At 33.5% G+C, this 22,425-nt stretch carries 11 protein-coding genes; all 11 read left to right on the forward strand.

What is annotated here, in order from left to right:
• From NNL09_RS08880 to NNL09_RS08930, 11 genes are read left to right on the forward strand one after another with little or no spacing between them, the layout of a single operon-like run.
• Positions 1-1,251: an efflux RND transporter periplasmic adaptor subunit gene (locus tag NNL09_RS08880; RefSeq protein ID WP_025665225.1), complete on the forward strand. Its 1,251-nt coding sequence runs from the start codon at positions 1-3 to the stop codon at positions 1,249-1,251.
• 31 nt (positions 1,252-1,282) lie between these two features.
• Positions 1,283-1,978 carry an ABC transporter ATP-binding protein gene (locus NNL09_RS08885; protein WP_025665224.1) on the forward strand — a complete coding sequence of 232 codons (696 nt, stop codon included), beginning with the start codon at positions 1,283-1,285 and terminating at the stop codon, positions 1,976-1,978.
• Between the two features lie 30 nt (positions 1,979-2,008).
• Complete coding sequence (locus NNL09_RS08890; RefSeq protein WP_035095984.1) at positions 2,009-2,758, forward strand: head GIN domain-containing protein; 750 nt, start codon at positions 2,009-2,011, stop codon at positions 2,756-2,758.
• Between the two features lie 41 nt (positions 2,759-2,799).
• Complete coding sequence (locus NNL09_RS08895) at positions 2,800-5,184, forward strand: ABC transporter permease (RefSeq protein ID WP_196910905.1); 2,385 nt, start codon at positions 2,800-2,802, stop codon at positions 5,182-5,184.
• 60 nt (positions 5,185-5,244) lie between these two features.
• Positions 5,245-7,647, forward strand: coding sequence for an ABC transporter permease (locus NNL09_RS08900; protein WP_196910904.1), 2,403 nt, complete (start codon positions 5,245-5,247; stop codon positions 7,645-7,647).
• Positions 7,648-7,670: 23 nt separating this feature from the next.
• Positions 7,671-10,106, forward strand: coding sequence for an ABC transporter permease (locus NNL09_RS08905; RefSeq protein WP_196910903.1), 2,436 nt, complete (start codon positions 7,671-7,673; stop codon positions 10,104-10,106).
• A 23-nt stretch (positions 10,107-10,129) separates the two neighbouring features.
• Positions 10,130-12,559, forward strand: a complete 2,430-nt coding sequence (locus NNL09_RS08910; RefSeq protein WP_196910902.1) for an ABC transporter permease — start codon at positions 10,130-10,132, stop codon at positions 12,557-12,559.
• A gap of 49 nt (positions 12,560-12,608) precedes the next feature.
• On the forward strand, positions 12,609-14,987 hold the full coding sequence (locus tag NNL09_RS08915; RefSeq protein ID WP_196910901.1) for an ABC transporter permease: 2,379 nt from the start codon (positions 12,609-12,611) through the stop codon (positions 14,985-14,987).
• Between the two features lie 23 nt (positions 14,988-15,010).
• Entirely contained in the window at positions 15,011-17,440 is a 2,430-nt protein-coding gene (locus NNL09_RS08920; protein ID WP_196910900.1) for an ABC transporter permease, read from the forward strand.
• A 60-nt stretch (positions 17,441-17,500) separates the two neighbouring features.
• Positions 17,501-19,921 (forward strand): ABC transporter permease, encoded by a 2,421-nt coding sequence (locus tag NNL09_RS08925; protein WP_196910899.1) that lies wholly within the window; start codon positions 17,501-17,503, stop codon positions 19,919-19,921.
• 34 nt (positions 19,922-19,955) lie between these two features.
• Positions 19,956-22,382, forward strand: a complete 2,427-nt coding sequence (locus NNL09_RS08930; protein WP_196910898.1) for an ABC transporter permease — start codon at positions 19,956-19,958, stop codon at positions 22,380-22,382.
• The last annotated feature ends 43 nt before the right edge of the window (positions 22,383-22,425 follow it).

The raw sequence follows: 22,425 nt of genomic DNA on the forward strand, positions 1-22,425 counted from the left end.
ATGGATATAAAAATTGAAAAGAAAAAAGGATTAAGACCTAAACATTATGGATACATTGCTATAGGTATAGTATTGTTTTTTGTAGGTTGGAAAATGGTATTCGGAAACTCGGCAGCTACATTTAGAACAGAAAAAGAAAAATTGTCGATAGCAGAAGTTTCTTTTGGGAAATTTGATGATTATATTACCATTAATGGTGCGGTAGCTCCAATAAGTACAATTTATATGGATGCTTATGAAGGAGGTAGAGTAACAGAAAAGCTTATCGAAGAAGGAGCGATGGTAAAAAAAGGAGATATTATATTAAAGTTAGAAAACAGTGCTCTTTATGAACAGATTTTGGCTAGTGAAAGTAATTTAGCATTAAAACAGAATGACCTTCGTTCTACAAAGTTGACTTTTGATTCTAGACAAGTAGAAGGCCAAAAAGACCTGGTAAGCTCAGAATATGAATTACAAAAATTGAAGCGAAATTATGAACAGAGTAAGGCTTTGTTTGATGATGAATTGATTTCTCGGGAAGAATATCTAATTTCAAAAGAAAACTATGAGCTATCCAAAAAACGATATGAAATAATTAAAATTCAAACAGAACAAGATAAATCTCTTCGAGCTACTTCTTTATCAGGGTTAGATACCGATCTGGAGCGTATGCAAAAAACACTTTCTATGGTATATGAACGTTTGGATCATCTAAATGTAAGAGCTCCTGCAGATGGTCAATTAGGGTTTTTAGATGCAGAAATAGGTCAAAATATAAGACAGGGACAACGTATAGGGCAGATAAATGTATTAACAGATTATAAAATAGAAGCAACAATAGACGAGCATTATATAGATAGAGTAAAAAGAGATTTAACCGCAGTGTTAGATCGTAATGGTAAAGAATATCAACTTCGTCTTCGTAAAGTATATCCCGAGGTACGCAACGGGAAATTTAAAGTAGACCTGGTCTTTGCAGATCAAAAACCCGAAACTATACGAACTGGACAGAGCTATAATATAAAACTGCAACTAGGAGCATCAAATGATGCACTTTTACTACCTCGAGGAAGTTTTTTTCAGAGTACCGGAGGGCAATGGATTTTTGTTGTGGATGCTTCGGGCGAAGTAGCATGGAAAAGAGCCATACGTATAGGGAAACAAAACTCGAGATATTATGAATTACTCGAAGGACTAGAAGCAGGAGAAAAAGTAATTACTTCAAACTATGATAGTTTTGGAGACGCCGAAAAAATAATTTTAAAATAAATAGCATTTAGAAAATAAAATCAATCAAAAAATGATACAGATAGAGAACATAAAAAAGAGTTTTAGAACCGAGGAAGTCGAAACTCTGGCATTAAATAATGTAAATCTAAAAGTTGAAGCAGGAGAATTTGTAGCCATAATGGGACCATCAGGTTGCGGGAAATCTACTTTACTTAACATCATTGGTATGTTGGATAACCCTAATGAAGGGTATTATCACTTTAATGGTGAGGAAGTAGGTGGATTGAAAGAAAATCAACGTACCAAAATTAGAAAAGGAAACCTTGGATTTGTATTTCAGAGCTTTAATTTGATTGATGAACTTACCGTTTTTGAAAACGTAGAGCTCCCTTTGATTTATCTTAACATGAAAAAGAGCGAACGAGAGCAAAAAGTAAAACAGGTACTAGAGCGAATGAAAATTGCGCATCGCGAAAAACATTTCCCTCAGCAATTATCAGGAGGGCAGCAGCAACGAGTTGCTATAGCCAGAGCCGTAGTAACTAATGCCAAGCTTATTTTGGCCGATGAACCTACAGGAAATCTTGATTCTAAAAATGGTATCGAGGTTATGAATTTGCTTACCGAACTTAATCAGGAAGGAACTACCATTGTTATGGTAACGCACTCAGACAGAGATTCGCATTATGCGCATAGAGTTATTAATCTGTTTGATGGACAAATTGTAACCGAAAGCCAAAACAAACCTTTTAAGGTTAATGGGTAACTCATTAAATAAACCATTAAAACCAAAGTCATGATAAAATATTTATACCACATAGCAATCGCAATATTACTTTTTTGTATCAATCTATGCCAGGCTCAATCAGAAGCAATAGCTGTACAACATTTTGATAAAGTAATTATAAGTCCGCATATCCAGGTGACTTTTATTGAAGGTGAAAAAGAAAGTGTTATGATCGAAAACACACGGGTACCACAGGAAAAAATTAATATCGAGGTAGCTGGAAATACACTTCGTATGTATTTGGATGGAGCCAAAACAACAACCAAAACAGTGAAAACAAACGAAAATGGTTGGGAAAGAAAGAAACCTATCTATAAGGGAACCATGGTAACTGCTGTCATAACATATACCCAACTCAGAGAACTTTCAATAAGAGGAGAAGAAATAATTGAATGTAAAAGCCCAATAAAAAGAGATGACTTCAGATTAAAAATCTATGGAGAATCTAAAATGACGATGAATTCATTAAAAGTAAACTCATTACGTGTTTCTATTTACGGAGAAAGTTACCTGGAAATTAAAGAAGGTAGTGTAAACGATCAAAAATATACAGTGTATGGAGAAGGAAAAGTGAACACTTTAGGGATGATTAACGAAAATACTAAGATCACAGCATATGGCGAAAGTAATTTTAGAGTAAGAGTCTCAGATCATTTAAAAGTTACTGCATACGGAGAGGCAACTGTGGCTTATAATGGGAACCCTTCTATAAATAAAGGAATAATTTTAGGTGAAGCAACGATTCATAAAATAAATTGAACATCAGATCAATCAAAACCTGACATCAAAAAACGACAGTTATGCTAAAAAATCACTTAAAAATAGCCTGGAGAAACCTTAAAAAGCGAAAAATCTTTGCTAGTATCAATATTTTGGGATTATCCCTTGGTTTTAGCTGTGTTATTTTGATTTTTCTATTTGTAAATTATCATTTGCAGTTTGATAATTTTCACAAAAATTCAGATCGAATTTACAGAATAGTAACTGAAGAACATCGAGATGATGTTGATTATGAATCAAGTGTACCACCAGGATTTGCAAAGGGTTTTAAAGCCGATTATGACTATGCTGATAAAGTTGCAAATATTTATACCAGAGAAGATTGGCAGATTAACGGTACAGCTAATAAAAAATCATTACGGTTTCGAGAAAATGTTGTTTTCGCAGAACCTGATTTTTTTGAGATTTTAAATTTTCCATTACTTGAAAAACTCGGAGATCAGACCTTGAATCAACCAAATACAGCATACATTACAGAAAGCTTTTCAAAAAAAATGTTTGGCGATGAAAATGCACTGGGAAAAACATTAGTAGTAAAAAATAAAGAAACTATTCAGGTCATAGGTATACTTAAAAATTTACCAAAAAATACGGTGATTCAGGGAGAAATATTCCTCTCGTATAAAACACTAAAACACTATGATAATTTTATTTATAGTGAATCCTGGGGAGGAATTAGTGGTAGCCTGATGTGTTTTGCTTTACTTCATCCAAACCAGAATATAGCCCAGATCGAAAAAAGCTTAATTCAACTGGTCACAAAACATCGCCCAACAAGCAAAAATGTACATCGCTATAAGCTTCAATCACTAGATAATATTCATTTTGATAATAGATATGGAGGTGTTAATGTAAGTCTACTCTGGACTTTTGCATTAATAGGATTTTTTATTATTACAATAGCATGTATTAACTTTATTAATATTTCTGCAGCTCAGGCATTTACTCGTTCTAAGGAAATAGGAATTAGAAAAGTACTAGGAAGTTTTAAGCAACATCTTTTTTGGCAATTCATTTCAGAAACATTTATTATCAGTCTGTTTGCGCTCATAGTTAGCTTAGCGATTGCGATAGCAGTGTTACCATCTTTTAATGAGCTTTTTATGCTTAACCTTTCTATAACATCATTACTCGATATTAAGGTTATTGGTTTTGTGTTAGTACTACTGATTTTTGTCTCTCTTTTTGCAGGAAGCTACCCAGGTATTTTACTGGCACGTATTCTACCAACATTAGCACTTAAAGGAAAACTGACTCAAAAAGATACTGGAGGTAAACTGACTCGTAAAGTTTTGGTAACCATGCAATTTTCGATTTCTATAGTATTAATTGTGTCAACTATTATTATAGGAAAGCAGATTAGCTACGCCATCAATGCAGATTTAGGTTTTGATAAAGACGCTATTGTTATGGTAGATATCCCAGAAAAGATAGAAACTATCAAATTAGAAGGTTTGATGGAACGTATTGGAAAAATCTCTGGGGTTAAAGGTAGCACTGCGTGTTTAACAAGCCCGGGAGGAACAGATAGTAATTGGACTACAGGTATTCGATACAACAACAGAGCAGAGTATGAAGAATTTTATATTTCTGCAAAACTGGCTGATGAAAATTATATAAACACTTTTGGCCTTAAATTGGTAAGAGGTCGCAATTTTTATGTTCATGATTCTATTACTGAGGTAGTAGTAAATGAAATGGTTGCGCAAAAATTAGGTCTTGCGTCATCAGAAGAACTTATCGGTAAACAGGTCGAACTTAATGGAGGAAATATTAAAGCTACGATAGTTGGAGTGCTAGCGAATTTTCATGATCAAAACTTTCATAAAGATATTAGTCCAGTTTTTATAGCTCCCCAATCAAATGCTTTTAACGAAATAGCAATTAAAATTGACAGCCAAAATACAGATGTATTATTGGCCGAGATAGAACAGCGTTGGAAAGAAATATTTCCTAAATATATATATGAATTTAGTTTTTTGGATGAGCATGTAGCTCGGCAATATGAAAATGAACAACGCTTTTTACTAATGTCAAAATTATTTTCAGGATTAGCTATCTTTATTAGTTGCCTGGGACTTTATGGGTTGATTTCTTTTTTCGTAGCTCAAAGAAGGAAAGAAATTGGAATTAGAAAAGTCTTGGGAGGTAAAGTTGGAGACATTTTATTATTGTTCACACAGGACTTCTTAAAACTAATTTTTATTGCAGGCATAGTAGCATCACCGCTAGCTTGGTATGTTATGAATAATTGGCTTGAAAATTATAAATATAGAATAACAATTGATTGGTGGGTTTTTGCACTGGCCATAGGAGCAATTGCTACAATTACTATGGTTACTATTAGCTATCAAGCCATAAAAGCTGCTACTGTTAATCCTATAAAAAGTTTACGAATAGAATAAACAATTAATAACCTGTTTGGTTTTTTGTACCTGACAGTTTTTGAAAATAGATGATATATTATGTTAAAGAATTATTTAAAAATTGCTTGGAGAAACCTATTAAAAAACAAGGGATATTCTGCTATAAATATTGGAGGTCTCGCTATAGGAATGACTTGCTTTTTGCTTATAACGTTGTTTATAAGGAACGAACTTTCCTATGATAGCTATCATGAAAATGCAGATAATATATATAGAGTAGTTCACCATAGTAGTAAAGATAATATAGAAGATAGGTGGATATGGGGGAATGCACCAGTTGGGCCAGCATTAAAAAATGATTTTTCAGAAGTTGTTGAAAAAGTTCAATTTTCAGGAAGGTCTGATGTTTTATTAAATTATAACGAACGTTCTTTTCAAGAAGCTAACTGTTTTTATGTAGATCCAACAGTATTTGATGTATTTAGTTGGCCTTTAGTTTCAGGAAACCCAGAGACAGCTTTAAAGGCACCACATTCTATAGTGTTAACCGAAAGTATAGCAAAAAAATACTTTGGTAATGAGGATCCGATGGGTAAAAGCATTAATGGCTTTGGTGGTAGAGCTAGTGATGGTATCTACACAGTTACTGGTATAATGAAAGATGTGCCTTCCAATTCACATTTTTCTTTTGATATACTCATGTCTATGAGTTCTTTTCATCAAACTAGACCCGATGTTTTTGATGCTTGGGGATATGTAGATTTTTACACCTATTTTTTGGTAGCTGATAATTTTGATCAAGCAGCGTTTCAAGCCAAGATACCTGGCTTTTTGAAAAAAAACAGACCTTCTGAACAAGCCGAATATTACTATAACATTTCATTCGAACCCTTAAAAGATACATATTTAAATTCTGAAGCTGCTCGTCAACCAGGGATAACAGGTAATTTATCAAATATTTACATTTTTGTGATTATTGGATTTTTCATACTTATAATTGCTTGTATTAATTTTATGAACCTTGCTACCGCCCGTTCGCTAGAACGCGCAAAAGAAGTTGGAGTAAGAAAAGTAATAGGAGCAGATAAAAAAAGCTTGATTTATCAGTTTTTAGGAGAGTCATTGCTTATGGTTTTTTTATCTGCAATAATTGGTTTGGTATTGGTTATTATATGTCTTCCATGGATGAATACTATAACAGGAAAGCAATTTTTAGTCAACGAAATTTTTAATGGTATTACACTTTCACTGTATTTTGGAACGGCATTGGTTACAGGAATATTAGCAGGAAGTTACCCCGCTTTTATATTATCTAATTTTAAACCATCAAGTGTACTTAAAGGGGTTTTTAGAACTTCAAAAAAAGGAGTTAACCTAAGAAAAGGGCTTGTAGTATTTCAATTTAGCCTTTCTATTGCTTTAATAGCTAGTACCGTAATAGTATATTCTCAATTGGATTATATGCTAAATAAGAATCTGGGTTTTGATAGAGAGCAACAGTTAGTTATTGATTTCAATTGGGATGGTCAAGTACGTGATAACATAGAAACCATTAAAAGTGAATTTTTAAATCATCCAGATATTAGTTCAGTTTCGGCTTCAAGAACAGTCCCTGGAGGTCATTTCCCAGCAGCAGGAACCGATATAGAAACAAAAGAGGGTCCAATGAAATCTTTTAGCCCTTTTTTATATGAAGTTGATGTTGATTTTATACCTCATTATGATATTGAAGTAGTTGCCGGTAGAGCTTATTCTAGAGACTTCGCAACAGATACTGTTTCTTCTATGATTATTAATGAAGCAGCAGCTAAAAGTTTTGGATATGCAGATCCATTAGAAATTATAGGAAAACGTTTTGAACAATGGGGTAAAGAAGGTACAATCATAGGGGTAGTAAAAGATTTTAATTATTTATCCTTACACCAAGAAGTAGCCCCCTTAGCATTACGATTAGAACCCGGTAGTAGTAGGTATTTTTCTTTACAAATAAAATCTCAAAATCTTCAGGCAACTATTAAAGATATAGAAGATAAATGGTCTGCCTTAGTTCCTCATCGTCCGTTCTTATATAGTTTTTTAGATGACTCTTTTAATGCACAGTATGAAGCTGATTTTAAGTTTAAGAAACTATTTACCATGTTTTCATTTCTAGCTATTCTAATAGCTTGTTTAGGATTATTAGGCTTAGCCATTTATAGTGCTATGCAAAGAACTAAAGAAATAGGCGTTCGAAAAGTATTAGGTGCAGAAGTTACAAGTATAGTAACGCTTTTATCTAAAGACTTTATCAAATTGGTAGGTATTGCAATTGTTATTGCTACACCTTTTTCCTGGTATGCGATGAATAAATGGCTTAATGTGTATGCTTATAGAGTTGAAGTAAATTGGTGGGTTTTTGCCTTAGCAGGATTTCTGGCTTTAACAATAGCATTACTAACAGTTAGTTTTCACGCTATTAAAGCAGCTAGAACAAACCCAATCAAAAGCTTGAGAACAGAATAAATCATCATCAAAAAACGACAGTTATGCTAAAAAATCATTTAAAAATAGCCTGGAGAAGTCTTAAAAAGCAACCCTTTTTTACTTTCCTAAATACATTTGGTCTTGCTATTGGTATGGTAGGAGGACTATTGATTTCATTGTATATCTACGATGAATTGAGTTTTGATAAAATGTTTGCAGATGCTGATCGTATCTATAGGATAAATGTAGATGTAAAATTTGGAGGAAATGCCGAAGAATATGCCGAAGTATCGGCTCCTATGGCCGAAGCCATGAAAAGAGATTATCCACAGATAGAACTGGCCACACGATTTAGGAATCTGGGGAGTGTGTTTATCAGAAAAAGTGATACCGAGTTAAATATAAAAGAAGTAGGAGCTACTTATGTAGATACCACTTTTTTCGAAATGTTCGGCCTTGATTTGTTGATAGGAAATCCGAAGACAGCTCTAAAAGAACCTAATACTTTGATCCTAACCAAAACTGCTGCAGAAAAACATTTTGGGATGAACCAGGCTTTGGGACAAAATATGATATTAGATAATAGCAATACATATACAGTGGTGGGTGTGATAGATGATATGCCAGAGAACTCTTTCATTAGAAACCATACTATTTTTATTGCGATGGCCGGAAATGAAGATGCTACCTCTACCGAATGGGGAAACCATAATTATCCAACTTTTATTAAGTTGAAACCGGGCGCAGATATCAAAGATTTTGATACTTTTTTAGAATCTGCATTAAGAGACTATGTAATTCCCGGAGTACAAAAATATGCGCCAGGGATAACAGAAGAGCAATTTTTGGCTTCAGGAAATTATCTTAATTTTAGCACCATAGCCTTAACAGATATTCATCTACATTCTAGTAGATATCCAGAATTAAGTGCTAATGGCGATATTCAAAACGTTTATATTCTTTCTTTTATCGCATTATTTTTGATTATTCTGGCAAGTGTTAATTTCATGAATCTATCTACTGCTCATTCCCTTAAGAGAGCAAAAGAGGTAGGAGTTCGTAAAACATTAGGTTCTAATAAATCAGAGCTTATCAGACAGTTTTTGGTAGAATCTGGAGTGATTTCTTTTATGTCATTAGTATTAGCCATTACAATGGCTTCAATTTCGGTTCCTTTTTTTAATGAGCTTGCAGGAAAAGAGATTTCTATACCATTTGCCAACCCATTTTTCTGGATGATTTTGTTGGCTTCAGTAATAATATTAAGCCTTTTTTCAGGGAGTTATCCAGCATTCTTTATGTCAAAATTTAAACCTATCCAGGCATTAAAAGGTATAACCGAAAATGGTATAGGAGGAGGAAAAATCAGAAATTCTCTGGTTGTTTTTCAGTTTGCCATTTCTGTGTTTTTGATTATAAGTACTCTGGTTGTTTTTCAACAATTACAATTTATCCAAAATAAGGATTTAGGATTTACAAAAGATCAGGTTTTAATTATAGATGATGTATATGCTGCGGAAAACAAAATAGCTTCTTTTAAAGAAGAAGTACAGCAATTAAGTCAGGTAAAAAGTACATCGGTAAGTGGTTTTTTACCAACACCATCATTTCGAAGCAATAGTACATTTTATAGAGAAGGGCTCAAAGATGATCATGAAAAAGCAATCAATATGAATGATTGGAATGTTGATTTTGATTATGTATCAACTCTAAACTTAGAAATTATTGCAGGACGAGACTTTAATCGACAATTTAGTACAGATTCTACTGCGATGATTCTTAATGAATCGGCTGTAGCTGTTTTAGGAGTTACACCAGAAGAAGCACTTGGGATGCGATTATCATCGGATTATGAAGAAGATGAAGTTATATTTAGAACCGTAGTAGGAGTAGTTAAGGATTTTCATTATGAATCTTTAAGAAGAGATATTGATGCGTTGAGCCTTTCGCTGAATAATAGTCCTGGATCAATGGCAGTAAAACTTAATGCAGGAGATTTCTCTAATACCATAGCGCAAATTGAAACTATCTGGAACAAAATATCTCCAGGTCAGCCTTTTGATTATTATTTCATGGATGAATCTTTCAATACGACTTATCAGGCAGAACAACGATTGGGTAGGATCTTTATCATATTTACCATTCTATCCATCCTAATTGCTTGCCTTGGGCTATTTGGTCTGGCTGCATTTAATGCAGAAAAACGAACCAAAGAGATTGGGGTTAGAAAAGTGATGGGGGCTAGTGTAAGTCAGATTACGTATAGACTTACTATTGATTTTCTTAAACTTGTTGGAATAGCAATATTGGTATCACTACCGTTAGGATGGTTTGCTATGAGTAAGTGGCTAGAAGATTTTTCATACCGAATAGAGATTAGTGGGTGGGTATTAGTCATGGCGGCTTTTCTCGCTGTTGGGATTTCGATATTGACTGTAAGCTATCAAAGTATTAAAGCAGCAATTGCAAATCCAGTAAAAAGCTTGCGTACAGAATAAATCATCATCAAAAAACGATAGTTATGCTAAAAAATCACTTAAAAATAGCCTGGAGAAGTCTTACAAAAAATAAACTTCAGACAAGTATAAACCTACTAGGCCTTACTGTAGGTACCGTTTGCTGTCTAAGTATCATAGTATATGTATTTGCTCAATTGGGTTATGATACACATCATGAAAATGCCGAATCTCTTTATAGAATAAGAACTGTAATTACGGGTAATGGTAATGGTGGTGCAGATTTTAATGCAGCTACAAGTTCTCCTCCTATAGCTTTTGCTTTAAAGGAAGATTTTCCAGAAGTACAAGAAGCTTGTCGTATTGTATATTTTGGTGAAGGTAATGATGCGTTATTGCGAGTTCAGGATAGTAAAAAAAGCTATTATGAATCTCGTGGGTATTTGGCAGATCCAACGTTTTTTAATCTATTCAGTTATTCTTTTAAAGAAGGTAACGCTACTGGTGCACTAGTAAATCCTAATACTGTTGTCCTTTCTGCTACATTAGCTAAAAAATTATTTGGTGCTGAGCAAGCGTTACACAAAAATTTGGTTTTAGGCAGTGGTGAGGATGAATCAATTTTGACCATTACAGGGGTTTTTGAAGATAACATCACAAAATCTCATCTTAATCCAAATTATATTTTAAGTATGAATTCTCCTGGGTTGGGAGAGTTTGTAAGAAATGAACAAAACTTTGCAACTCAGAATTTTGTACATAGTTATGTAAAATTGTTGCCTGGGTCTAATGAGAAGCAACTGCAAGCAAAATTACCTGCATTTTTGCAAAATCGTGGAGCACAAAATTTGGCAGCGGTAGGCTTTGATAAAGCGTTATTATTACAAAAAGTTAAAGACATTCACCTTTACTCTAAGGGAATTTCTAATCAGATTGATACCGTCTCGAATATTCAATATTTATACTTACTACTTATTCTTGCTCTATTTATCCAGATAGTAGCATGTATTAACTTTATTAATCTAAGTACGGCACGGGCAAATAAACGTGCCAAAGAAATTGGAGTAAGAAAAGCGGTAGGTGCAAATAGAGGATCCTTAATACGTCAATTTTTAGGAGAATCAATAGTACTATCTCTATTTGCTTTAGTGATAAGTATTCCTATAACAGCCTTAGTATTACCTTTTGTTAATATACTTACCAAGGGAAACATACACTACACTGCTTTGTTTGATTTGAAAATTTTAATGCCTTTACTGGCATTAAGCATATTTAGTGGGTTATTTGCCGGAGCATATCCAGCTTTGATTCTATCGGCCATTAAACCAGTTAAGGTACTTAAAGGCACCATTAATGTATCAACAGGTAGCGGGAACTTCCGTAAGGCATTAGTTGTCTTTCAATTTATTGTATCAATTGCCTTGATAGCTGCAGTAATAATAGTGAATAAGCAAGTAGAGTATTCACAAACTAAAGATATGGGGTTTGACAAAGAAAACCTTATTGCAATTCGTTTAGGAACTGATGAGGCGATAGGAAAATTTGATGCACTGCGATCTCAAATATCAACAGTATCAGGAGTTACCGATGTTGCGGGGAGTAATCACTATCCATCAGAATATATAATGAACGATTTGGGATTGCACCTTCCAGGAGAAAATCCTGCAAATCAAACATTGGTTAAATACAATGGCGTTAGTGATAATTATTTTAAAACCGTAGGAACACCTCTGCTTGTTGGTCGTGATTTACGGGCTAATGATAGTACTCAGGTTATCGTTAATAAAGCTACAATTGATGCCTTTGATATCGATATCGATAACGCATTAACTTCTAAATTGATACAAACATATGAAGGAGAAACTTCTGTGTTTGAAATTGTAGGAGTTGTAGCCGATTATCATTTTGCCTCTCTAAAAGAATCAATAGCTCCGATCTTACTTTTCAATGATAGTGAACCAGGATGGCTTATCGTTAAAACAGAAACTACAGATTTTAAAACCTTGTTAGCTAATCTAGATCGTAGCTGGACATCGATAAATCCTAGTACACCCTTTGTGTACACCTTTGTTGATAAGGAAGTCGGAAAATTATTTGTTGAAGAAAAACGGCTAAGTCAAATATCAATTGTATTTACCTGTTTGGCTATTTTAATCAGTTGTTTAGGTTTATTTGGACTGATTTCCTTTATGGCAGAGCAGAAGAAAAAAGAAATAGGAATTCGAAAAGTATTAGGTGCGAGCGTAGGGAATGTGATTAATATGCTTACTAAAGATTTTGTACAACTGGTACTTATAGCATTACTCATAGCTACTCCTCTTGCATATTATTATATGGAAGACTGGTTACAAGGTTTTGCATATAGAATTTCGATTAGTTGGTGGATTTTTGCCTTAGCAGGTGCTATTACTATGGGTATTACAATATTAACTGTCTGTGTACAGGCATTTAAAGCAGCAACTGCCAATCCGGTAAAAAGCTTGCGAACAGAATAAATCATCATCTAGTGCTAAAGGTGCTAATCAATATCAAAAAACAACAGTTATGTTTAAAAACTATATCAAAATCGCTTGGCGAAACCTAAAAAGAAACAAAGGGTATTCGGTGGTAAATATTGGTGGACTCACCATAGGTTTATCGGCGGTGATTTTTATGCTTTTTTATATAAATCATGAGAATAGTTATGATGTATTTCATACCGATTATGATAGACTTTTTAGAATAGAAAGAACATATGTAAGTAGTATTCAAAGTGATATTTGGGATAGTACACCTTATATATTATCAGATGAATTGCAAAGCTCTATTCCTGAAATTACTAATGCTACCAGTATAAGAATTACTGCAAACTACCTGGGCGTTAATGATGCAATGTATCACGAAAAGAATGGATTGTTTGCAGATAATGAATTTTTAAAACTATTTACTTTAAAATTTGTAGAAGGTGACCAGAACAGCTCTTTAGAAAACCCAATGAACATAGTACTTTCAGAATCATTAGCCAAAAAACTCTCCCCAGAAAGTAATATTATCGGAAAAACAATACGTATCGATAAAAAACATGACTGTGTAGTTACTGGTGTATTTGCTGATTATCCCGATAATTCTCATTTAAAGATTGATTACCTACTATCTTTTAGCTCATATGAAACCATTACAAGAAATACACTCGATGCGGGGTGGGGTGCAAATAATGCATCTACTTATGTTCAGCTAAGGAATAATGCAGAAATCGGCAAGGTATCGGAAAAAATAAGAAGGTTTTTAACAAATCATCTTAAGCTGGAAGATGGAATTCAAGAACTACTTAGTCTTAGACCTATTAGAGACATTTATATGAAAACGTCTAAGGTAAGAGGAGGAGGAGGAAATAGGAGTGAGATTACTACACTGTATCTTTTTCTTGCAGTTGTAATTTTTACTGCTTTAATCAGCTTGTTAAATTATATAAATTCATCCACTGCCCAGGTTATGAAGAGAGAATTAGAAATAGGAATCAAAAAGGTTATGGGCAGTACAAAGAGCCATTTAAGATATCAGTTTATTACCGAGTCATTGGTTATGGTATCTATTTCTTTTATTATTGCTATAGGTTTGGTGCTATTGTTTCTTCCACTGTTTAATAAGATTGTCGGAAAGAATTTATCTATTGTTTTTAGTCAGGATTGGCCATTTTTTGTATATGCTATGCTTGGCTCACTTCTGGCAGGTATTTTGGCTGGTTTATATCCTGTTTTCTTTCTTACATCCTTAAAGATTTCTTCTTTTCTTCAAGGTAATTCGTCTATTAAACGCCGTGCTGGTTTAAGAAAAGCTCTGGTTGTTTTTCAATTAGTATTAGTGATACCACTGGTATTTATTTCAATACTTATTATAGAGCAGTTTAAATATATAGAACAACGAGATATTGGATTTGTAAAAGAAGATTTATTAGTATCATTTATAGATGTTACCAATAAAGAAGACAGAGAGGTACTTAAAACAATAGGAGAACGATTATTACAAGACCCAAATATTCTTAATTATTCTATATCAGATTCGGGTCCATTTGGTGGCGGAAGGCAACAAAGTATGGATTGGGAGGATAATGAAACTAATGAAAAGGCTGTGATTAGGTCACACAGTGTAGATTACGATTTTTTGAAAACCTACCAAATGAAGCTAATAGAAGGAAGAGATTTTTCTCAAGATTATGCTACAGATATCCAAAGTGCATGTGTCATAAACCAAACTGCATTAGAATTGTTTGGCTGGAATAATGCCCTGGGTAAGAAAATCGATAATGGTCGTTTAAAAGTGATTGGTGTAGTAAAAGATTTTAATGATTATACTGCATTCAAGAAAATTCCACCTATGATTCTTTTTATGGATCAAGACTCGGGTAGTTCGTATGTAACCATAAAAGTAGCTTCAAATAAAAGGGCAGAAGCCCAAACATTGGTCAATACACTTTTTAACAATAATTTTCCAGAAAACCCCATTGAGTTCAGCTTTTTGGATGACAATCTTGACAGCAGTTATTTGAACTCATTAAAAGGTACAATCAATATTTTCATTTTTTTCTCGGTGTTAGCTATACTATTGGCAGTACTTGGGTTATATAGTCTGGTATCCTTTTCGTTAAAAACTCAACAAAAAATGATAGCAATACGAAAAGTACTGGGAGCCAATGCGAAAAGTATTTTTCTAATACTACTTAGAGAGTACATGATATTATTCTGTATTGCCGCAACATTAGGGCTTATTACGGTTTATTTCATAGCAAATAAAATAATACATGTTTTTGCATATCATGAAGGTGTCAAATTCGTCTATCTAATTATGGCAGGATTACTAGCCTTATTTGTAGTGCTTTTTTCGGTGAGCAGCAAAATAGTTTCTGCTGTATTACAGAATCCCATAAAAAGCTTACGAAAAGAATAAATCATCATTTAAAAACAACAGTTATGTTAAAAAATCATTTAAAAATAGCCTGGAGAAGTATCTTAAAAGACAAGATGTTTACGTTCATCAAAATAGGAGGTTTTGCTGTTGGGATAATGGCGTGTGTATTGATCGCACTTTTTATCAAAGATGAATTGAGCTATGACAAGCATTATGTTTCTGAAAAACAAATTTTCCGGGTGTATACAGAAGTAATACATAAGGGTGAACTTATTAAATGGACCCATTATCCTGCACCTTTTGCTAAAGCACTAAAAAAGGACTTTCCTGAAATAGAAAAGTCAGGGAGGTTTCTTACAAGCGAACTTTTTGGTACCGGAAACAAAGAGCTTCGAATAGAAGGAGAAACAGAAAACATTTTTGAAAATGGATTTATTTTTGCCGATCAGGAGTTATTAGAAATCTTAGAAATACCACTTGCACAAGGAAGTACCAAGAGTGCTTTATCCCAACCAGGAACTATAGTAATCTCTCAAGCAAAAGCTGATAAATATTTCCCTAACGGAGATGCTATTGGCAAAACATTGATTTTAGATAATAATACAGAGAAACCTTATAAAATCACTGGTGTAATGAAAGATTCACCAGAAAACACCCATTTTAAGTACAACTTTCTGATGACAATGGTGGGCAGGGATTTTTATCCTTATGAAAAACATAATTGGGGTGCGCAGAATTATCACACTTATGTTTTGGTGAATGATAATACCAATATACAAGAATTAGAACAAAAAATGTTCTCTATTGTTGAAGATTATATGATTCCTACAGCTAGAGAATCTAACAGGTTTGATAAAATTGATTTTCTAAAAAGCTATCAATTCAAGCTACAACCTGTGAGTGATATCCATCTAAAATCAACAGATATTAGTGATGGGCTAAAACATGGTGATATTCGTTTTGTATGGTTGTTTGGTGCCATTGCAATATTTATTCTGCTATTGGCATGTATTAACTTTATCAACCTATCTACAGCCAAATCAGCAAATCGTGCCAAAGAAGTAGGGCTGCGAAAAACGGTAGGAGCTTTTAGGAGAAATTTAATTTCTCAGTTCATCACCGAGTCAGTCTTGTTTAGTATCATTTCATTTGTTTTGGGAGTATTACTGGCATGGGTATTACTGCCGTATTTTAATACGATTGCCTCAAAAACTTTGATTGTACCATGGGGTCAATGGTGGTTTTTATCCGTATTACTGTTTTCGGCATTATGCATTGGGATTTTGGCCGGATTATATCCTGCTTTTTACCTCTCTGCTTTTAGACCAGTAAATGTATTGAAAGGAAGTTTAAGTACAGGTAGTAAAAGTGGTAAACTAAGAAGTAGCCTGGTTATTTTTCAATTTACTACATCCATTGTTCTTATCATCGGCACATTAATCATATACCAACAGATGAATTATATTATGAACAAAAAACTGGGTTATGATAAAGAACAAGTTCTGGTTATTCAAGGCACAGAAAGTTTGGAAAATAAGACACAAAACTTTAAGGATCAACTCTTAAAATTACCCGAAGTAAAACAAGTTTCTGTTAGTGATTATTTACCTATCGAAGGAACAAAAAGAAACGGAAATACTTTTAAAGAAAAAGGAAAAGAAAATGATGGTGTAGCTGTTCCTGCACAAAGATGGGAAGTAGATCACGACTACATTAATACCTTGGGTATACGTATAAAAAAAGGACGAGATTTTTCAAGAGAATTAGCTTCAGACTCTACCGACGCTATGGTCATTAATGAGGTCATGGCTAAGAGTTTTGGTTTTGAGAATCCTTTAGGAAAAAAAATAACTAATGGAAGACACTCCTGGACCATAATTGGTGTAGTAGAAGATTTTCATTTCGAAACCTTAAAAAATGACATTGAGCCATTGGCAATGGCAGTAAATAATAGTCCAGGGATGATTTCTGTACGTTTAAGAACAGATCATATAAATGAAGTATTAAAATCAATTGCTACAATTTGGGATACAAATGTTCCTAACCAATCCTTTAGATATAGCTTTCTAGACCAGGATTTTTCTAAAATGCACGAAGATGTACAACGTATAGGCAAGATATTTGTCAGTTTTGCTTTGTTTGCAATCCTTGTGGCGTGTCTTGGTTTATTTGCTCTTTCTGCTTTTATGGTAGAGCAACGTAAAAAGGAAATTAGCATCCGCCTGGTTTTAGGAGCCCCTTTTAAGAGTATATATAAATTATTGACATTAGATTTTTTAAAACTGATTATAATTTCAATAAGTATTGCCATTCCTATTGGTTGGTATTTGATGAGCCGATGGCTAGAAGATTTTGCATATCGTATTAACATGGGTTGGGGAATATTTTTGATAGCAGGAACCCTGGCAATAGTAGTAGCTATTTTAACCATAAGCTACCAATCTATCGGAGCAGTATTTATTAAACCTTTAAAAAGTTTACGAACAGAATAATAAAAACATCACAGACCTCACAGGTTTTTAAAACCTGTGAGGCTTAAATATCACGATATTATGCGCACCTTATATTTTAAAATAGCAATTAGATATCTTTTAAAGAACAAACTCTATTCTTTTATTAATATTTTGGGATTAGCCATAGGAGTTGCTTCTTTTATTTTGATCATGGTTTATGTGAATTACGAACGTAGCTATGATACTTTTGAGGGATCAGAGAATGTATACCGTGTGTATATGGATGCTCTTAAAGGTGATGTTTTTGAAGTATCTGATGCACAAACTGCTAATCTTATTGGCCCTACATTAAAACGAGAATTTCCTGAAGTGATAGAGCAGGTACGTCTCTACCGTTTTGATAAAGTGACTTTTAAATATGAAGAAAAAATCATTGAAGAATCCAAAGGTGCCATGGCAGATGAAACCTACTTTGAAATATTTAATTACCCACTTTTAAAAGGAGATAAACAAAATGTATTAAAAGAACCTAATACCATTGTACTTACAGAGTCTTTTGCTAAAAAAATATTTGGAACACAAAACCCTATAAAAAATACATTATCAGGTTTTTATGCAGGTGAAGAAGTGCTATTAACGGTAACTGGGGTCTTAAAAGATATTCCCGAGAATACCCATATGAAAACCAATTTCCTGATTTCTTTAAATACTTATGCAACCTGGTTTGCATCAGATGTAGAAAAAGAATTAAACTGGGGACATTGTAATTTTTATACGTATTTAAAAATTGATAAAAATGCTGATAAAGCCCTTCTGAAAAGTAAAGTGATTGCTAGTGATTTTGAAGATGATGAAGATGAAAGGTATAATATAGAACCTCTAGAAGATATTCACCTATATTCTAATAAACCTTATGAAGCTGAAGCCAATGGAAGTATCAGCAGAGTAAAATTCTTAACAGCAATCGCTTTTATAGTATTGTTATTATCATGGCTTAACTATATTAACTTATCTACAACCAAATCATTAGAGCGTGCCAAAGAAGTAGGTGTTCGTAAAGTGGCTGGGGCACAACGCTTACAACTTATCTTACAATCGTTAACAGAATCTGTTGTTCTAAATGGTATTGCTATTGTGATCGCCATTTTACTTACTATAAGTATGCTTTCGTTATATAATAATATTACAGGAAAAGAACTGGTAATACAGACTTCAACTATTACTCAGTTATTACCTATCATTGGTTTTATTGTAATAGGGGTAGTTCTGGCAGGGCTATATCCAGCTATTTTATTAAGCGGATATTCACCTTCAAAAGCATTAAAAGGAAAAATACGCACTTCTGCCAGTGGATTAAACATTAGAAAAGGATTGATTGTTTTGCAATTTCTAGCCACTATCGTTTTGCTTATTGGTACGTTAGTTATTACTAAACAAATAGATTTTATGCAAAAGCAACCGATTGGTGCAGAATTAAATCAAACTATTTCTTTTCATGGTGAATTTTTAAACAATATGACAGATTCTCTGGCTAGAAGAAAATGTAAAATTCTTGAAACAGAGCTACAAAAATTTCCTTTTGTATACGGTACAGCAAGAACTCAAACCTATCCTGGGGATGGTTATGATAATTTATCATCATTCATAGGAATGAAATACCCCAACGGAACAGAGGATAGCAAAAAAATATTTTATAATTATACAGCAGATAGTAATTATCTTGATGTATTAGATATTCAATTTCTTGCCGGAAATAACTTTATAAACAATCCCAAAGGAAATAGCAATACGGTTATAATTAATGAAGCTTGTATGCGCGAAATGGAAATTTTTAATCCAGATGATGCAATCAATAAAACGGTAAGCTTTTTTGGAAGAGAATGGGTAATTTCTGGGGTTATTGAAAATTACCATCATTTTGGATTAAAAAAAGGAGTACATCCTATGATTATTTTACACGGTAATAGCAGTAATAATTTATTAGTAAAATTTGATGACACTGTTGCTTCTACTTTGGGATACAATAAAGCGATTACCCAGATAGAAGAAAAATGGAAACAAATACTACCACAACGTACTTTTGGCTATACATTTTTAGATAAAAAGTTTGAAGCACAATATAATGATGATAAAGAGTTTAGTGCTGCTTTCAGGATGTTTACGCTTCTGGCAATATTTATCGCAGCATTAGGCTTGTTTGGGTTAACATCGTATACCTGCGTACAACGTAAAAAAGAAATAGGGATCAGAAAAGTAAATGGAGCAAGTATTTTTAAGATCCTGAAATTATTAAACATTGATTTTATCAAATGGGTTGGGATTGCATTTATAATTGCGATTCCTGTGGCCTGGTATACGATGAATTCGTGGTTAGAAAACTTTGCATTAAAAACAAATCTTAGCTGGTGGATATTTGTACTTGCAGGTATAATGGCACTTGGTATTACATTGCTTACGGTAAGTTGGCAGAGTTTTATGGCAGCCAACGGAAACCCCGTTGATGTGCTAAGAGATGAATAATATGTGATTTTAAATCAATTAAGAAACAACCATTATGTTAAAAAACCATATCAAAGTAGCCTGGAGAACCCTTTTGAAACACAAAGGTTTGTTTACCATTAATATTCTGGGTCTTGCCATAGGGATTGCTACTGCTCTTGTTATATTTCTTTTTGTGGTAGACGAATTAAGTTATGATCGCCACTATAAAAAAGCAGATCAAATTGTTAGAGTAGTGCTAAAAGGAAAGATGAATGGCGAACTAATAAAAGAAGCTGTTACACCAGGCCCTGTTGCATATACATTACAAGAAGAGTTTCCAGAGGTTTTACAGGCAACTCGTATTAAATCAAGCGGAACACCCCAAATCACCTATAAAAACAACACATTTAGAGATCAAAAGTTTGCATATGTAGACCCTAATTTTTTTCAGGTATTTACGTTGCCACTCATTAAAGGAGATCTTGTAACAGCATTACAAGAACCTAATACTGTCGTTATTACTCAAAAATTAGCATCAAAGTATTTTGGAAATGAAAACCCTCTGGGAAAAGTTTTGGAGTTTAAAGAATGGAATCAACGCTATACGGTTACAGGAGTAATTAACGATGTGCCTGCAAATTCTCACTTTCATTTTGATGCTTTTGGGTCTATGGAAGGATTTGCAGCTGCAAAAGAACACAAATGGATAGAATCTGGTTACCATAGTTATCTTGTTCTTGATAAGCGTATAGATTATAAAAATGTAGAAGAAAAACTACCAAAAATTGTGCGTAAGTATATGGGGCCGCAGATAAAAAAATCTATGGGGATGACTTTTGAAGAGTTTAATGGAAAAGGAAATGACATTGGATTATTCCTACAACCTTTGACCGATATTCATCTTCACTCAGATTTTGCAGATGCTACCAATCTAGAGCCTGGTGGTGATATAAAAACTGTATACATTTTTGGAGCAATAGCCATATTTATCTTAATTATTGCCTGTATCAATTTTATGAACCTTTCTACAGCAGCAGCATCAAAAAGGGCTAAAGAAGTAGGAGTAAAAAAGGTATTGGGATCACCAAAAAGTCAATTAATTAAACAATTTTTGATAGAATCTTTTATTGCAACTATGGTAGCTATGGTTTTGGCTTTAATTCTGGTTATGATTTCATTACCATTGTTTAATGACCTGTCTGCAAAAGCATTAGATATAACTTATATTCTTCGTCCTCAGGTACTAATGTATTTATTAATATTAGGAATCATTATTAGTTTTTTGGCCGGAGGTTACCCTGCTTTTTTTCTTTCATCATTTGCCCCCATCACTGCACTTAAAAACAAATTTACCAACACAGGTAATAGTAAAGGATTAAGAAGTGGATTGGTGATTTTTCAATTTGCGATATCGGTAGGTCTTATTCTGGCAACTATAGTAGTAGATCAACAGATGTCTTTCATTCAAAATAAAGATATAGGTTATGAAAAAGATCAAATACTGGTATTAAGGGATTCATGGATGTTAAAGAACAATGAAGAAGTTTTTAAAGAACAGTTATTTAAAGACCCAAGAGTATCCAACATTACAATGTCTGGCCATATTCCTGCAGGACCATCTTATAATCATATGTCGAGTATTTATCCAGATCAGGATTCTGATGCTATTAGAAGAACCGTTGTATACAATATTGATGAACACTATATCCCAACGATGGGAATGGAATTGATTGCAGGAAGAAATTTTACCATAGGCGAAGGATCAGAGACCACAAATTTGATTATTAACGAAACATCTGCCAGGATTTTAGGATTTACCGATAATGCAATTGGTCAGGCAGTAACAATGTCTATAGATAATGAAGGAGGTACAAGACAATATTCTGTGATCGGAGTGGTAAAAGATTTTCATTTCAAATCATTACATCAAACTATAGATCCTCTAATAATGATTAATGAACCAAGTTCGGGGCTTATTGTAAGAGCAAAAACTTCTGACATGAAAGGGTTAATTGCCACAGCAGAAAATATATGGAACGACTTTAAAGTAAATGAACCCTTTAACTATGCCTTGCTCGATGAGTTGTACAATCAAACCTATCTGAAAGAGCAAAAAATGGGAACTATCCTTAGAATATTTGCTTTGCTCACCATTTTTGTGGCATGCCTGGGATTATTTGGCCTGGTAACTTTTACAGCAGAGCAACGATTTAAGGAAATAGGAATTCGTAAAGTATTAGGATCTACAATACCTCAAATTATCACTATGCTCTCATTTGATTTTATGAAACTGGTATGTATTTCTTTTTTGATAGCATTTCCTCTTGGATTTTATCTCATGAATACATGGCTTCAAGATTTTGCTTACCGTATACAAATACAGTGGTGGGTATTTATTCTGGCCGGTTGTATAACTCTATTAGTTGCATTTATGACTATAGGTTGGAAAAGTTTCAGAGCAGCGTCAATGAACCCTATAAAAAGCTTAAGAACAGAATGATTTAAGTCCTTATGGGTCTTTAAAAACTAGTAGGGATAATATA

It is taken from the genome of Aquimarina sp. EL_43 (assembly GCF_943422735.1).
In the GTDB taxonomy this organism is placed as follows: Bacteria; Bacteroidota; Bacteroidia; order Flavobacteriales; family Flavobacteriaceae; genus Aquimarina; species Aquimarina megaterium.

What these genes read in the sequence shown, in the direction of transcription:
- NNL09_RS08920 (WP_196910900.1), top strand. Translation starts at nt 15,011, where the DNA reads ATGTTAAAAAATCATTTAAAAATAGCCTGGAGAAGTATCTTAAAAGAC.
- NNL09_RS08905 (WP_196910903.1), top strand. Translation starts at nt 7,671, where the DNA reads ATGCTAAAAAATCATTTAAAAATAGCCTGGAGAAGTCTTAAAAAGCAA.
- NNL09_RS08915 (WP_196910901.1), top strand. Translation starts at nt 12,609, where the DNA reads ATGTTTAAAAACTATATCAAAATCGCTTGGCGAAACCTAAAAAGAAAC.
- NNL09_RS08910 (WP_196910902.1), top strand. Translation starts at nt 10,130, where the DNA reads ATGCTAAAAAATCACTTAAAAATAGCCTGGAGAAGTCTTACAAAAAAT.
- NNL09_RS08900 (WP_196910904.1), top strand. Translation starts at nt 5,245, where the DNA reads ATGTTAAAGAATTATTTAAAAATTGCTTGGAGAAACCTATTAAAAAAC.
- NNL09_RS08930 (WP_196910898.1), top strand. Translation starts at nt 19,956, where the DNA reads ATGTTAAAAAACCATATCAAAGTAGCCTGGAGAACCCTTTTGAAACAC.
- NNL09_RS08885 (WP_025665224.1), top strand. Translation starts at nt 1,283, where the DNA reads ATGATACAGATAGAGAACATAAAAAAGAGTTTTAGAACCGAGGAAGTC.
- NNL09_RS08895 (WP_196910905.1), top strand. Translation starts at nt 2,800, where the DNA reads ATGCTAAAAAATCACTTAAAAATAGCCTGGAGAAACCTTAAAAAGCGA.
- NNL09_RS08890 (WP_035095984.1), top strand. Translation starts at nt 2,009, where the DNA reads ATGATAAAATATTTATACCACATAGCAATCGCAATATTACTTTTTTGT.
- NNL09_RS08925 (WP_196910899.1), top strand. Translation starts at nt 17,501, where the DNA reads ATGCGCACCTTATATTTTAAAATAGCAATTAGATATCTTTTAAAGAAC.
- NNL09_RS08880 (WP_025665225.1), top strand. Translation starts at nt 1, where the DNA reads ATGGATATAAAAATTGAAAAGAAAAAAGGATTAAGACCTAAACATTAT.